The organism is Paenibacillus baekrokdamisoli, assembly GCF_003945345.1.
Lineage (GTDB): Bacteria > Bacillota > Bacilli > Paenibacillales > Paenibacillaceae > Paenibacillus_Z > Paenibacillus_Z baekrokdamisoli.
In genome coordinates this window covers 3654365-3668930 of record NZ_AP019308.1, presented here as the reverse complement: position 1 = coordinate 3668930, position 14566 = coordinate 3654365, and the positions used below count along the sequence as shown (strand labels likewise).

The following is a 14566-nucleotide window of genomic DNA, read 5'->3' as shown; positions in this document are numbered from 1 at the left end:
ACATAACCTCCGAGGTTGGGAATAGCTTCTTCCTATGTTGTCCATGTTAGGATATTCAAAGGAACTGATTTCAATACAAAGCAAAAAGCTGGCGAATACCTCCCAATAAATCGAGAGGCGGTCGCCAGCTTTTTCACTATAAATAAGCTTACTTAACATTGAAAACTACTAGGGCATATTCACGCCGCGGGAGCTGATATAGAGAGTGTACCATTCCTCACGTGTCAATCGAAGTGTGCTTGCATCCTTGCAGGCAAGAATACGCTTCGCATTAATAGTTCCGATAACAGGCTGAATGCCAGCTGGATGTGTCATCAGCCAAGCGAGAACAATCGACTCAGGTGTCGTATTCTTCTCTTCGGCCAGTTTCTGTACCAATGCAGCTGTTTTCACAACGGTTTCGCTTTCCTCTTCCAAGGAACGGCCGGAGTAAACACCTTGTGCAAGGGGCCCCCATGATTGAAGCTGGATATTTTCTAGACGGCAGTGCTCAATCGTGCCCTCTGGGAAGACATTGTTCTTGGCAGCCTCTTGGTTGACGTGTACGCCGGTTTCTACGAAGCCGATCTTCTTCAAGCTCATCTCCAGTTGGTTCACAATAAACGGCTCGTCGGAGTAAGCCTGCAGCAAACGAATTTGTCCTTGGCTCATGTTGGATACCCCAAAGTAACGTACTTTGCCGGAAGCCTTCAGCTTATGAATGGCACTTGCCACTTCTTCAGGTTCGACTAGCGGATCTGGACGGTGCAGAAGCAGAAAGTCGATGTATTCAGTTCCAAGACGCTCTAGAATACCATCCACACTATTCAAAATATGGCTTTCGGAGAAATCAAAACGATGCGGGTTTACTTCATCGCCGAACCGGATACCGCATTTGGATTGAATAAGAATCTGCTCGCGAAGTCCTGGACGCTCCTTCAGCACTTCTCCAAATACTTGCTCCGCTTTACCTTTTGTGTAAATATCAGCGTGGTCAAACATATTAATGCCAATTTCAAGCGCAGCATCAAGGGCTTCATGGCCTTCTTTAATATGCTCAGCTGTAATTGGGGTTTGATCCCAACCACCGCCAAGTCTCATACAGCCCAGAACAAGCTGGCTTGCGTTAATATCACGAAGTTTTAAAGGGATAGATTTCGTCATTATGAACCTCCAATTAGTAGGTTTGCAGTACCCGTCTCATTATGAAGCAACAAGCGCATAAAGAAAAGTAGTGAAAATTAGGTTATGAAATGATACACGGTATATATAGTGATCGAAAGTATAGCGGTCAACAGGATCGTTTTTCTAGCGCCTCCAAACAGCCCCCCTATTGATCCATTCACCTCTAAATAGGCACCATTCGCCTGTCTGTATGCTCCTTTGGATGGGATTATAATGCCGCTTAGTTAGATCCGTACTAGTATTAGGGTATACCAGATAACAACATGGAGGCTTAGAGCGCATGGAGAAGATGATATTTTTAGGACCAAGCGGATCGGGTAAAATGACGATCAAAATATTCACGGCTCAATTAAAACCCACCTCGGGCGAGGAAGGATATGAAAAAAATAGAACTCGGAATAAACAATTAATCAAATATTGAATGTCTCAAAAGAGCTCTATAATGAAGAAACTTTATCAGCACTAAGCTCATTAGGAAAGGAATTGAATTGAATTATGAAAAAAATACTAATCATTCTACTTAAAATAATAGTTGCTATATTTATAGCAATCGGAGTTTTTCTATTAACTGTTTATATAGTTAATATTGTCTGTAACAAATCGGAGAAAGCAAAAATTGTATCCTATGGACAGCTTGTACCAGTCGATGGGAAAAATATGAATGTTACGATTCAAGGAAAGGGCAAAGAAACGGTCGTGCTGCTTCCGGGTTTTGCAACAGCAGCGCCAGGTATTGATTTTAAGCCACTAGTGGAAGAGCTATCTCCATATTACAAGGTAGTAGTGATTGAGCCTTTTGGTTATGGATTAAGTGATATAACTGAAAAAGAACGAACCATTGATAATATTGTAGATGAAATTCATGAATGTTTACAGAAACTAAATATTGACCGGTATACTCTGATGGGTCACTCGATTTTCGGAATTTACGGACTAGAATATGTGAACAAATACGAAAAAGAAGTTCGTGCATTTGTTGGGATTGATAGTAGTTTTCCAACGCAAGGTGGTACGGATGAATTCCCAGCAGAACTCTATGGACTACTCAATAAATCAGGTTTCTACAGATTAATAATGAAACTAAATCCTGACCAACTTATTACACCAGAAGTTGATGATGAGACAAGAGAGCAAATTCGAATGATTTCTCTCAAAAACATGATGAATCCAAACATCATAAGCGAAGGGAAAAATTTTAATAATAATTTTAAAGCTGCCGAACATTTTAAATTCCCTAAAAATCTTCCTGTTATTTTCTTTTTACAAAACAATGATACGGAAGTTGCAGGATGGGAAGCAAAACATGAAGAACAGATAAAAGATTCTGTGAACGGGAAAGTGATGACATTTGAAGGAGGACATTATTTACACCATACCAGATCAAAAGAAATCGTTGAAAACTTTAGGAGCTTTATGGAAGGAATAAAATAAGACAAGACACAATTATCGGAGCTGGAGGTATACGGAGAGCAACTTTAGCATCAAATTCACCAGCAGTTCATAAACTTCCTAGAAACGCGTGCTTTTTCAGATGCGTTTCTAAATTTTCCTGCTATAATAGGAGATAAAGATGGATGACGGGCAGTAGAGGAGAATTTGCGGTGAACGAGGCTCAGTTGGTGTTGTTGTCGAGGCAGGGCGATCAGATTGCTTTCAACAAATTAGTTGAATTGTACAAGGACAAAATTTTTAATATGGCGCATCGTATCTTACGGAGTAAGACAGAGTGCGAGGATGTCGTTCAGGAGACCTTTCTAAAGGTATATTTGAATTTAAATCGGTTTGATGAGAACAAACGGTTCTCGACTTGGATTTTTCATATCGGCAAAAATATTTGTTTGGATCTGCTGCGTCGAAGAAAGGCACCTTCATTGCCGCTCGATCAACCAATCGTTGCTCATTCCGATCAGAATCTCTCGCTGCATGATGTCATTCCGAACACCGCCATGTCTCCTGAAGGGGAAGTCATTGAACGTGAATTCTCAGATAAGATGGCTGAAATGATTGAAAAGCTGCCAGATAAATATAAGAGTGTTGTTTACCAGCGTTACGTACTGGAGATGTCGATGGAAGACATCGGACGTGCCAACAATATTCCGGTTAATACAGTCAAATCCCGTATTCACCGCAGCAAGGACTTCATGAAGAAACGGTGGGGTAAGACGCTTCTTATTTATTCCTCATTGATGTTCAGCTTCTTCTAAAATCGAAATTTAGAATTTTTAGCAAGCCTTTAACGACGCCGATGGCGCAAGTTAAAGGCTTTTATTGTTGTGCTGGAGTGTCTAGCTGATATCAGTCATTGATGAACGTTTCATCACGATAACGTGCAGGGGTTGCTTGCATGAGCGCGTGGAAGGTTCTCGTGAAGTAATGAACGGACCCGAAGCCGGTCATCTCGGCAATCTCTTTAATGGAATAATCAGAGCGGCGAAGCAGCTCACCCGCCTTCCGAACACGCTGCTGCCTCACATATTCCGTGAAGGATTCAAGGATATTGTCGGAGAACAATCGTGACAGCTGTCTGGAGGATAGATTAATATGGGCGGCGACTTTGCCAAGCGACAATTCATCGTCGGATAAATTATCACCTATATATCGTTTAGCTTGCTTCAATAATGCGGATGAGCTTCGGCGTGGGACAGGCCCAGGTGCCGCGGCTTGGTTATTAAATAAAGCAGCAAGTGAATTTATAAGTACGCCAGCTAGCTCAGGAACTAATGCTTCAGGCAAAGTACTTTGATTATCCGTGCGTCGAAGAAGTGAACGCCATAGCTGTGCAGCTGGATGCTGCTCCGCATCCGTCATGTAGACGGTCTCTGTTGATGCTAATGCTTGAAAGGTATTGCGAGCTGGAACCGAGCTTTGGTTCTCATCAAGCTCGAAGGCAACGAAGAGCAGCTGCAGACCAAGTGTTGACTGTATTTGATGCGTAATTCCAGGACGGGAGTAGAAGAGTGTATGTGCGGTTAAAGGATATTGCATCTCTTGATCGACATAAGTGCCCTCACCATCTAGGACATAGCATATTTCGAAGAAGGAATGCTTATGAACAAGGTTCGAGAAGTGATTCTCATCTGCGCCCCAATAATGAACGGTGAAGACGGCACCTTGGGATTGCAGCCGCAGTGCATATTGATTCAGCCATCGGTCACTCGCCATCCATTGATACATATCGAAGACATCTCCTAACTGTAGTATTAATAAATGGCGTGAAAAGACAAAAAGATGACTTGCTTGGATAAAGACTTGAATACGCAGACAAAGCTATAATAAAGCCATAAGTAAGACATTTCATCCCACTGGAGGATCTATCATGATTAAAGCACAGGATGTTGATTTTTACAATGAACAAGGGTACTTGCTGGTCAAGGGTGTATTCAATAAAGAAGAAGTCGAAGAGATGAGAAACGGAGTAGGGAAGATCATTGATCGTGCTGCTAAGATCAATAAAGATGATAATGCACAATGGCAAGGGGATTTCCTGCCGCCTGAAGAGCTGAAGAAGCTTGTGCTTAAAGGCTTCCATGATGTTCATTATCATGATGCAGCATTCATGAGAGCAATCATTCATCCGAATATGACAGCTGTTCTATCCCAGCTGATTGGTCCGAACGTACAGCTTCATCATTCCAAGATGTTAGTGAAGCCGCCTGAGAACGGCGCAGCTTTCCCAATGCATCAGGACGCCCCTTATTTCCCGCATGAGCTGCATACGATGCTTGCAGCCAGCGTCCATTTGGACGATGCGAATGTGGATAATGGCTGCTTGCATGTCATTCCGGGCTCACATAAAGAAGGAACACTTCCGCATGTCGGCAAACATTATCTCAATGCCAAGGAATATCCCGTTTCTATGGGAACCCCTTGTATAGCAGAGGCTGGCGACGTTCTTTTCTTCAACTATTTGACGATTCATGGCTCTCCAGCTAACCGAAGTGAGCGGACACGCCGCAATGTGCTGTTCCAGTACCGGAGCGCGACGGACTTCCCGACGACGAAGGAGCATTATGATTGGGGCATGGGGCTTATGGTCTGTGGAGAGAATCCGAATTTTGATAAAGTAAAACCGGACTACCAAATCCTCTAACTTTAAGAGGATGCTGTTCATGGAATCAAGCAGCATCGAACTGAATGGAACGGAATCCAGCAGAAGCCAGTGAGAGCCAAGTGAGCTCATCGCTGGCTTTTTTGTGTTACGAAGGACACTTCAACATTCCCAAATGTAACTGCTTACATGTTATTCATGATTTCGCAAGGAAGAATCCATAATGAAGGTCTTATTAACGTGAAAAGGGGGATAGGTTAAAATTGCGCAAGGGGAAAAACAAAGGTTTTTGATCAAAAATGACACATTTCACACCTCTTATTTAGATCTATATGATCTCTCCATTCCCGCGGAATCCCTGCTGTTATGCGGTTTGTACCCTAATCGAAAATGACATATTTACGAGTTCATCTGTTTTCGGCTATGTTTTGTAAGCGCTAGCAAATATCGATCCTGGCGAAGACAACTTAGCAAGAGAAACACTAACTGAATAGGAGGGGGTGATACTATGCAGGATACTAAAAGTATCTTAGCAGGCAGAGCGCTTCCGGAACAAAAGAAAGAAAAGAGTAAAGTATGGAAGAGAGTCCTGCTAAATTGGGAGCTATATGTATTTATAGCACCGGCGGTTTTATACTTTCTTATTTTTTCTTATGGTCCGATGTACGGCATACAAATCGCTTTTAAGAACTTCATTCCAACAAGAGGGATCTTCGGAAGCCCTTGGGTCGGGTTCGATCACTTTATCCGTTTCTTTCATTCTTATTACTTCTGGGACTTATTATGGAACACACTAAGTATCAGCTTGTATGAACTGGCCATTGGCTTTCCGATTCCAATTCTACTGGCTTTGGCATTCAACGAGATAAAGAACGGGTATTTTAAAAGGGCCGCTCAGACCATTACTTATGCGCCTCACTTTATTTCCGTGGTCGTTATGGCGGGGATGATCATTACGTTCTTGTCTCCCTCAGCGGGAATGGTTACTCACTTGATTGAATGGCTTGGATTCAAAGCACCCGATTTCTTAACGGACCCGAGATGGTTTAAGACGATGTATGTGTTCTCGGGCGTCTGGCAGAGCGCAGGCTGGGGTACGATAATCTATTTGGCAGCGCTATCAGGTGTTGATCCAGGTCTGCATGAAGCAGCCATTATCGATGGCGCCTCACGTTTCCAACGTGTTCGCTACATTAACATTCCGACGATCATCCCAACAATTACCATTCTATTAATACTCAATATGGGTAGTCTGCTTGGGGTAGGATTTGAGAAGATATTATTGCTGCAAAATCCATTGAACATGGGAGCTTCGGATGTCATTTCGACCTTCGTATATCGTTCGGGACTCGTGGATGCCCAATATAGTTTCTCGACGGCGGTCGGGTTGTTCAATTCTGTTGTTAACGCGATCCTATTGATTGTTGTGAACCAGATCGTTCGCCGTTCCAATGAGAGTAACAGCTTGTGGTAAGAGAAGGAGGTGAGAATCGATGATTTCTGCTGTTAAAGAAACCGGTAGGGATAGAGCATTCGTTATTTGTAACTATATTTATGTGTTTCTAGCCTTTATTATTGTGGCTTATCCAGTAATATATATGGTCAGTGCTTCAATCAGTGATCCGAAGTTAGTCGCTGCTGGTGAAATGTGGCTGTGGCCCAAAGGCATTACCTTTGAAGGTTACAGAAGAGTTTTCGCGAACGCGAGTATTTGGACTGGATATGGGAACACCATTCTCTATACAGTAGTAGGAACGTTGATCAATTTAATCGTTACGCTGCCAGCGGCATATGCCTTGAGCCGCAAAGACTTTGTGGGACGAAACTTTTTTATGGGTATGTTCATGGTGACCATGTTCTTCGGCGGCGGTCTTGTGCCGACATACCTGCTCGTGAAAGAATTAGGCATGGTAAACACGATGTGGGCGATTGTTATTCCTTCAGCCGCTTCGATCTGGAACATCATTGTATCGCGGACATTCTTTCAGTCTTCAATCCCGAAGGAAATGCAGGAAGCCGCTCAAATCGATGGATGCACGAACATGCGGTTATTCATCAAAATCATTCTACCGTTATCGATGCCGATTATCGCTGTTATGGGATTATTCTACGGTGTTGGTAACTGGAATAGCTACTTCTCGGCACTTATCTATTTGAATGATGCAGATAAATACCCGCTGCAGCTCGTCCTACGACAAATTCTTGTTCTGCAAGAAATGTCGGCACAGGGCGGGGGCGCCATAGATGCGTCATCAGCAGCGGCACTTAACAACAAAGCTGAGATTGCCGCACTGGTCAAATATGCAGTCATTATTGTAGCAACAGTACCCGTTATTGCGATTTATCCGTTCCTTCAGCGTTATTTTGTACAAGGTGTCATGATTGGTTCCGTTAAGGGCTGATCTTACTCATAAGCAATTAATTTAACTAAAGGGGAGAATGTTTGATGAAAAAGCTTCGTGAATCGTCCATCTTATTGTTAGGTCTTACTTTACTCATGTCATCACTTGCAGGTTGCGGTTCGTCCAAAGACGAGGGTACTGCTGGCAGTTCAACTGACACGGGATCTTCCAAGGCGGTTTCGGACGTCAAGAAAGAAGGGTTTCCGATTGTTAGTAAGCCGCTTTCGTTGACAATGATGTCTCAAGACGCTGGCGTTGCGGACTGGAACAAAATGCCCGTCCTTCAAGAGATGGAGAAATTGACAGGCATCAAGATGGTATACCAAAATTCGCCGATAGACAGCTTCGCAACGAAGAAAAACTTGGTATTTGCTAGCGGCAATTTGCCAGATATGTTCTATGCTGCTGATCTCAAGCCTGCTGAACAAGTAACATACGGCAGTCAGGGCGTTCTTATTCCTCTCGAAAGTTATATTGATAACGGTTATGCGCCGAACCTGAAGAAGATTTTCGACGCGAATCCAGGTATTCGCAAGTCTTTTACAACACCTGACGGCCATATGTATGCGCTTCCGAATATCGATCTAGCAGCGGTCTGGTATCGCAGCCCGATGTGGTATAACGGCAAGTTCCTGAAAGCTCTGGGGGTTACCGAATTGCCTAAGACAACAGATGAGCTCTATGCTTTCCTGAAGCGTGTTAAGGAAGAAGATCCGAACGGCAACGGGAAAAAGGATGAAATTCCGCTCACTTCCGTTAAACTAGACGATTTGCGTATGTACTTCCTTGGTTTCTGGGGCATTTATGATGAGGTTATCTATGCCGATAAGGCTGGTAAAGTGCACTATACACCACAAGAAGAAGGCTACAAAGGCTATCTGACATTTATGAATCGTCTTTGGAAAGACAATTTACTTGACCACGAGACATTCTCGCAAACTCCTGATCAGAAGAAAGCCAAAGGAAAAAACAATCAAATTGCCTTGTTCAATGACTACTACCCTTACTTCACGCTTGGCGGTGAACCAAGTGGAGACAATCCATTGATGACTCCTGTGAAGAGTGAAATTGCGGACTCACCTGTCTATGGTAAGCATCCAGGTATCTCAGCGAACGGTACCTTTGCCATTACGAAAAGCAATCCGGATCCTGAAGCGACAATGCGTTGGATCGATTACCTATACAGCTATGAAGGTGCTACACTATTCGCACAAGGTCCTGAGAACCTGCTGTGGAAATACAAAAACAAGGATACACATGAGAAAGAATGGCTTCCCGTTCCTGGCGGCGTAGATCGTGAAGAATACCGCGGTACGATGACGCCTAACTATGGTATCCTCACGCCTGGTATGAACGAAGCCGATCTTACTAAAGGACTTAAAAGCGATTTCGACACATGGATCGATAAGGAAAATGCGGAGAAACTTACTCCAATCGGCAAAGCGCCGTTCCCTAACGTTTATTTAACGAATGAAGAGCAGAGCGAAGCTTCCGCGTTGCTGTCCGATCTGAACACGTATGTGATTCAGATGGAAGCGAAGTTCGTAACAGGTCAAGAACCACTCGCTAACTGGGATAAGTATACGGCTCAAATCAAAAAAATGGGCGGTGACCGTATAGCCGAACTCTATCAAGGCGCATACGATCGATGGAACGGTTCGAAAAAGTAGGATGACTATTCAATTCATGCATGAATGAATGAATGTATGAATGAATGAATGAATAAAAAAAGCCAATATACCCGGTCATGCTTAATGGTGATCGGGTATATTGGCATCATATTTTGTTATTCTTCATCGAAATTCAATGCTGTATCCGCCAGCTCGTTTTCCGAGTAGAGCTTACGGTATTGGCCTGGGGTATAGCCGGTTTCTTTCTTGAATTTACGGATAAAGTTAGGTGTATCGAGGTATCCGACACGTATAATGATGTCCTTTAACGCATCATTCGTTGTTTTTAATTGGTGCATGACCTCTTCCAGCCTTTTATTCCAAATATACGGAATGAAGTTCAGGCCCATCTTCTCCTTGAATGAACGGCTGATATGCGAAGGTGAGATGGCGAACTCGAAGGATAGCGTCTCGAGACTGAGTGTATGATCCATAAAGTGACTGTCAATGTAGGCAACTACCTGATCCATTAGTGAATGTTCTTCCTTCTTCGTATTCCGCTCAACCTGCGTGCAGATCCGGGAAGCAAGATTAAGGAAACTGCGCTCTAATTCATCTAATGAATTGACAATCATATTATGGGGAATTTCCTGCATGACGTTATGGATGCCGAGTTCAGATGCAGTCTTCAGCATCGTATTCAGAAGGTCAAAGCATATACAGCGCATGATTAATGTAGAAAGATCGGAAGAATGCAAACTTCGGATCGTTGGACTGATTATCTGTGCCGCCACATCATAGCTTCCTAGCTTCAAACTTTGTGAGAGCTTCAACAACACGTTATTAGGAATCCAGTAGGTGTGATCCGGCGTATAAGACAGATTCTCAAAATAAGTGACACTGCCATGCCCAGTTGACATACGAAGCTCATATGCGGAACAGGCTTCAATAAAGGACTGATTATGCTGGTTAGGATTAGAATAGCAGATCCCGACGCCAATCATCGGAATCACATCGAAATTTTCGAGCATTTTACTGCGTGCCGCTTCGACGATATGACTGACGTGAATGAATTCCTGCATAGTATCATCAAGGTTAAAACTGACAATGAGTGCGAGCTGATTCGGCTGCGGGAGCTCAACACCATAGGCATGTGCAGCTAGTTCCGGGAACTCCACTTGGGCAAGCAGCTCGATAATTTCTTGTCGATCTTGTCTGTCGCCTAGATGATCTTCTGATTCAACCCATCCGATGACCATCACGAAGTGATGAGAACGGTCGAATTGAAGGTCGAACGCTGACATGAGAGCTGGCGTCATGCTCTGGGCGTTTCCGTATTTCAGCAGCATGGACAGAAAATGATTGCGTGCATAGGGCTCCTGAAGATCCACCCGAGAGCTGTAATCCTGCAGAGCTGTTCGAATTCGCTCAAGCTCATTGCCGGAGGGTACGGACTGAGCTGCCGAGCCGTTCGGTTTGGATTTGGAGTTCGCGAATTCCAACAGGACGGATATCGGTTGATATTGCATTCTAGCAAGCAAGAGAGCAATTGCAGCACCCACAAGTACAACGATGCAGAACAACATGATGATGAAGCTGCGAACATGCAGCACGCTGCTGAAGAATTGAGCGCTTGGCATCAATGTCACATAGGTCCATCCGTTTTCCTTTGATTTGACAGATACGATAGAATGCTGGCTGCCGTTTATAGTTTTACTGTGAATACCTGAAGAGAGCTTAAAGAGCGATTTGGCATCCGCATCCACAAGGGATTCCCCCTGGCGATTATTGGTCAGAATTTGACCATTATTATCGAAAATATAGGATAATCCTTGGAACTTCCCAAGAATCGAATCGATCAAGCCGGTTAGCTCGGATTCCTGGATTAAGTACATGATCGTGCCATGCGGGTTAGGGCTGTTCGGTGTAATTGGAACCAGATAAGCCAGCATTGATTGCTGCAAGTGAGTGTTACGATTGACGAGATCGGCCGGACGCATGGATGGAAATATCACGCTGTTCAAGTCTTGGGTGAGGTCCGCTTGTTTCCATTTGTGAAAGCTATAATTACTTATAAACACGTTAAGATTCGACATTCCTTTGGAAGAGTAGATTTTATCATCCTTGTGAAAATACAGGAACATTTCACCAATGATAGAGCTTGATGCTTTGTATTGATCCAGCGCTTGAATCGCTTCACCGCTGTAATAAGGATCATGGACTCGATAAGGGGTCAGCCTTTGGTCATAGGAGACACGAGAGGCGATTTCGCTGAGCTCTTTCATTCGGCCGTCAATAATCGTTTTCGTTTGTGTTAATTGATTGAGATGAGATTGTTCAATCTCTGACCTGAGGTTGCTGACAGCGTTCTCATAAATGAAAACGGTAATGAGGATTAATGGGAGAAGCAAAATGAATAAGTAGGACCATATATATTTTAAGAATAGTTTGGATTTGAAGTAATTCCGATTCATTTATTCTGCCTCCTGTTATTATTGCCGATGTTTTTTAATGATAACAACAAATCTACCGTTTGGACATAGAGCGCAAGTATTGCTTGAAGATGAATCTATCATTGGAGGTCTATTATGAGTGAAAAGCATGTTACAGAACAAGAACAAGAACAAGAACAAGAATATGAAATGGATCAAGTGGTCGAGCAGGGAGTTCATAACTACAGCAGTGAAGCAGAATGGGTGAAGCCTGAGAATCCGCTTCTGCTTGAGCGTCTAGAATGGTTCAAGGATCAGAAGCTGGGTCTCATGATGCACTGGGGACCGTACGCTCAGCTTGGCGTCGTAGAATCGTGGGCACTCAGCGACAAAGATGAAGAATGGTCCCGCGATGGCATCGATTGGGATGTCGATGCTGAAGAATTGAAACGGCAGTACTTTGGATTAAACAAGACGTTTAACCCGCTCCGCTTTCAGCCTGAGCTATGGGCAGATTTGGCTGCAGAGAACGGCTTCAAATATTTGAATTTCACGACCAAGCATCATGACGGCTTCTGCATGTGGGATACGCACACGACCGACTACCGCATCACAGGTCCGGCCTGTCCATTCCATACGCATAAATATGCCGACATCTGCAAGCAGCTATTCCATGCTTTCCGTGCAAAAGGTTTAGGTATCTCTGCTTACTTCTCGAAGGCCGACTGGCACACGCCTCACTACTGGGCACCAGGCATGGAGCGTGGAACCTTTACGTCGCGTGGACCTTCCTATGATCCAAAGGAATATCCTTGGCTGTGGGAGCAATTCGTGCAATTCACCCATAAGCAGATTAACGAGCTGATGACGGGTTACGGCCGTATTGATATGCTATGGCTCGATGCAGGATGGGTCAATGACTACGGCGACCAGAACATCAGACTTGGTGAAGCAGTGGACAAGGCGCGTGAAAAACAACCTTGGTTGCTCTCGGCTGACCGTACCATCGGAGGTCCTTATGAGAATGTGATTACACCTGAGCAGACACTGCCTGAGCATCCGCTGAATGTTCCGTGGGAGAGCTGTATTACGATGGGCACCTCATTCTCTTTCCGTTATGAGGATGAGTATAAATCGGTGCGGCAGTTGGTTCATTTGCTCATTGAAATTGTCGCTAAAGGCGGCAATCTCGCCCTTAACGTAGGACCGCAGCCAGATGGGAGGCTTCCTAAAACTGCAATTTCCCGGATTAAGGGAATAGGAGAGTGGCTCAAGGTTCATGGTGAAGCGATCTATGGAACGCGGATTTGCGAGCCGTATTCTGTAGGCAACTACCAATTCACTAAGAAAGGTGATACGACCTATGCCTTCTACTTATATAAAGATGAGCATGAAGCGGTCGAGGAAGAGATACACCTCCCACTACAGGCAACCATTAGCCAGATTGATCTCGTTGGCGGGCAAGACAATCTGAATTACCGCCGGACGGAGAATGGAATCGCTGTGCGTCTCCCGGAGAGTGAACGGCTGGATAAAGCACCGATTGCGCATGTATTTCGAATACAGTAAGGCACAAACAGAAGAGGAAGGTGTAATGGGAGATGAAAAAGATGCAAAAATGGTTCGAGGAAGCAAAACTAGGGATTTTTATTCACTATGGTATTTATGCAGTAGAGGGAGTTTCTGAATCATGGTCTTTCTATAATGGAAGAATGCCTTATGATGAATACATGAAGCAATTAGATGGTTTCACGGCATCGAAGTTTGATGCAGACAAATGGGCCGATCTCATTGAAAAGTCAGGTGCGAAATACGCTGTCCTTACGACGAAACATCATGATGGTGTAGCCTTATGGGATACTCAATTTAGTGATTTAAACGTTGTGAAAAAGACGCCAGTCAAAAGAGACCTTATTAAAGAATATGCGGAAGCTATAACTAAAAAAGGCATTCGCCTTGGCATGTACTATTCTCTGATCGATTGGTCACACCCCGATTATCCAAGTGTATATGAAGGTGGCAAAGTACCCGAGGATCTAAGCAAAGTAAATAAATTTTCCAGCCCTATAGACGGCATTCAAGATGAAGAGAAATGGAACGATTTTTTACAGTTTAACAGGGATCAGCTGAAAGAGATTTTAACGAACTACGGTAAAGTTGATCTCTTGTGGTTTGATGGAGATTGGGAAAGAAGTGCCGAGCAGTGGGATTTGCCTGAGTTCAAGCAGTACCTGCAATCGTTTAACCCTGATATCTTGATCAACTCGCGTCTGCAAGGCCATGGAGACTACAAAACCCCAGAGCAAGGTATTCCGATTACGCGACCAGAGGGACCATGGGAGTTCTGCACAACGATCAATAGTTCTTGGGGTTATGTACCGACGGATAATCAGTATAAATCGTTGAACCAAATCATCCGAATGTTTTGTGATTGCATCACATTGGGAGGCAATATGCTGCTGGATATCGGGCCGATGGAAGATGGAACGATCGATAAGAGACAAGAAGATATTCTGTTAGGACTAGGTGAATGGATTAGAACGCATGAAGAAGCTGTTTTTGGAACAGATGAAGGAATTATGACACGTTATTACTTAGGAGGAAGTACAATTTCTAAAGATAAACAGACCTTGTACCTTTTTGTATATGACGATCCGAAAGAGAATGTATGTCTGAAAGGACTATCAAACCCGATCAAGAGAATCACTGTTCTTCACTCTGGCAAAGAGCTTACGCATGAAATTCATGGCGGCGTGCCTTGGTTCAACATTCCAGGTACAACATGGATTCACATGACACCTGAAGATACCCATGAACAAGTAACCGTACTTAAACTAGAGTTCGACGAAGAACTGGATATGTACGGCGGTTCTGGAGTTGTTGTTTCACACAATTAGTAAGACTTATGGC

General features: G+C 43.9%; 12 protein-coding genes. 9 read left to right on the top strand and 3 right to left on the bottom strand.

What is annotated here, in order from left to right; translation table 11 throughout:
• Positions 1-168: 168 nt before the first annotated feature.
• Entirely contained in the window at positions 169-1143 is a 975-nt protein-coding gene (locus tag EKN16_RS16490) for an aldo/keto reductase (protein WP_125659370.1), read from the bottom strand.
• Between the two features lie 301 nt (positions 1144-1444).
• On the opposite strand from EKN16_RS16490, the gene EKN16_RS32275 reads away from it, so the two are divergent.
• The 3 genes from EKN16_RS32275 (at position 1445) to EKN16_RS16480 (ending at position 3368) form a co-directional block, all read left to right on the top strand.
• Positions 1445-1585, top strand: coding sequence for a hypothetical protein (locus EKN16_RS32275; RefSeq protein ID WP_164522601.1), 141 nt, complete (start codon positions 1445-1447; stop codon positions 1583-1585).
• A 74-nt stretch (positions 1586-1659) separates the two neighbouring features.
• On the top strand, positions 1660-2595 hold the full coding sequence (locus tag EKN16_RS16485; RefSeq protein WP_125659367.1) for an alpha/beta hydrolase: 936 nt from the start codon (positions 1660-1662) through the stop codon (positions 2593-2595).
• A 143-nt stretch (positions 2596-2738) separates the two neighbouring features.
• Positions 2739-3368, top strand: a complete 630-nt coding sequence (locus EKN16_RS16480) for a sigma-70 family RNA polymerase sigma factor (protein ID WP_125659364.1) — start codon at positions 2739-2741, stop codon at positions 3366-3368.
• Between the two features lie 91 nt (positions 3369-3459).
• On the opposite strand, the gene EKN16_RS16475 is transcribed toward EKN16_RS16480, so the two are convergent.
• Positions 3460-4338 carry an AraC family transcriptional regulator gene (locus EKN16_RS16475; RefSeq protein WP_125659362.1) on the bottom strand — a complete coding sequence of 293 codons (879 nt, stop codon included), beginning with the start codon at positions 4336-4338 and terminating at the stop codon, positions 3460-3462.
• A gap of 142 nt (positions 4339-4480) precedes the next feature.
• On the opposite strand from EKN16_RS16475, the gene EKN16_RS16470 reads away from it, so the two are divergent.
• From EKN16_RS16470 to EKN16_RS16455, 4 genes are all read left to right on the top strand, one after another.
• Complete coding sequence (locus tag EKN16_RS16470; RefSeq protein WP_125659359.1) at positions 4481-5254, top strand: phytanoyl-CoA dioxygenase family protein; 774 nt, start codon at positions 4481-4483, stop codon at positions 5252-5254.
• Positions 5255-5720: 466 nt separating this feature from the next.
• Complete coding sequence (locus EKN16_RS16465; RefSeq protein WP_125659356.1) at positions 5721-6686, top strand: ABC transporter permease; 966 nt, start codon at positions 5721-5723, stop codon at positions 6684-6686.
• Between the two features lie 19 nt (positions 6687-6705).
• Positions 6706-7614 carry a carbohydrate ABC transporter permease gene (locus tag EKN16_RS16460; protein WP_125659353.1) on the top strand — a complete coding sequence of 303 codons (909 nt, stop codon included), beginning with the start codon at positions 6706-6708 and terminating at the stop codon, positions 7612-7614.
• Between the two features lie 44 nt (positions 7615-7658).
• Entirely contained in the window at positions 7659-9284 is a 1626-nt protein-coding gene (locus tag EKN16_RS16455; protein WP_125659350.1) for an extracellular solute-binding protein, read from the top strand.
• Positions 9285-9400: 116 nt separating this feature from the next.
• On the opposite strand, the gene EKN16_RS16450 is transcribed toward EKN16_RS16455, so the two are convergent.
• Positions 9401-11698 carry a helix-turn-helix domain-containing protein gene (locus tag EKN16_RS16450; protein ID WP_125659347.1) on the bottom strand — a complete coding sequence of 766 codons (2298 nt, stop codon included), beginning with the start codon at positions 11696-11698 and terminating at the stop codon, positions 9401-9403.
• Between the two features lie 114 nt (positions 11699-11812).
• On the opposite strand from EKN16_RS16450, the gene EKN16_RS16445 reads away from it, so the two are divergent.
• The gene (locus EKN16_RS16445; protein ID WP_125659344.1) at positions 11813-13225 is read left to right on the top strand and encodes an alpha-L-fucosidase; all 1413 of its coding nucleotides are present in this window, start codon (positions 11813-11815) and stop codon (positions 13223-13225) included.
• A 41-nt stretch (positions 13226-13266) separates the two neighbouring features.
• A complete protein-coding gene (locus EKN16_RS16440) occupies positions 13267-14553 on the top strand; it encodes an alpha-L-fucosidase (protein ID WP_125666351.1) in 1287 nt (428 codons plus the stop codon).
• Positions 14554-14566 lie beyond the last annotated feature (13 nt).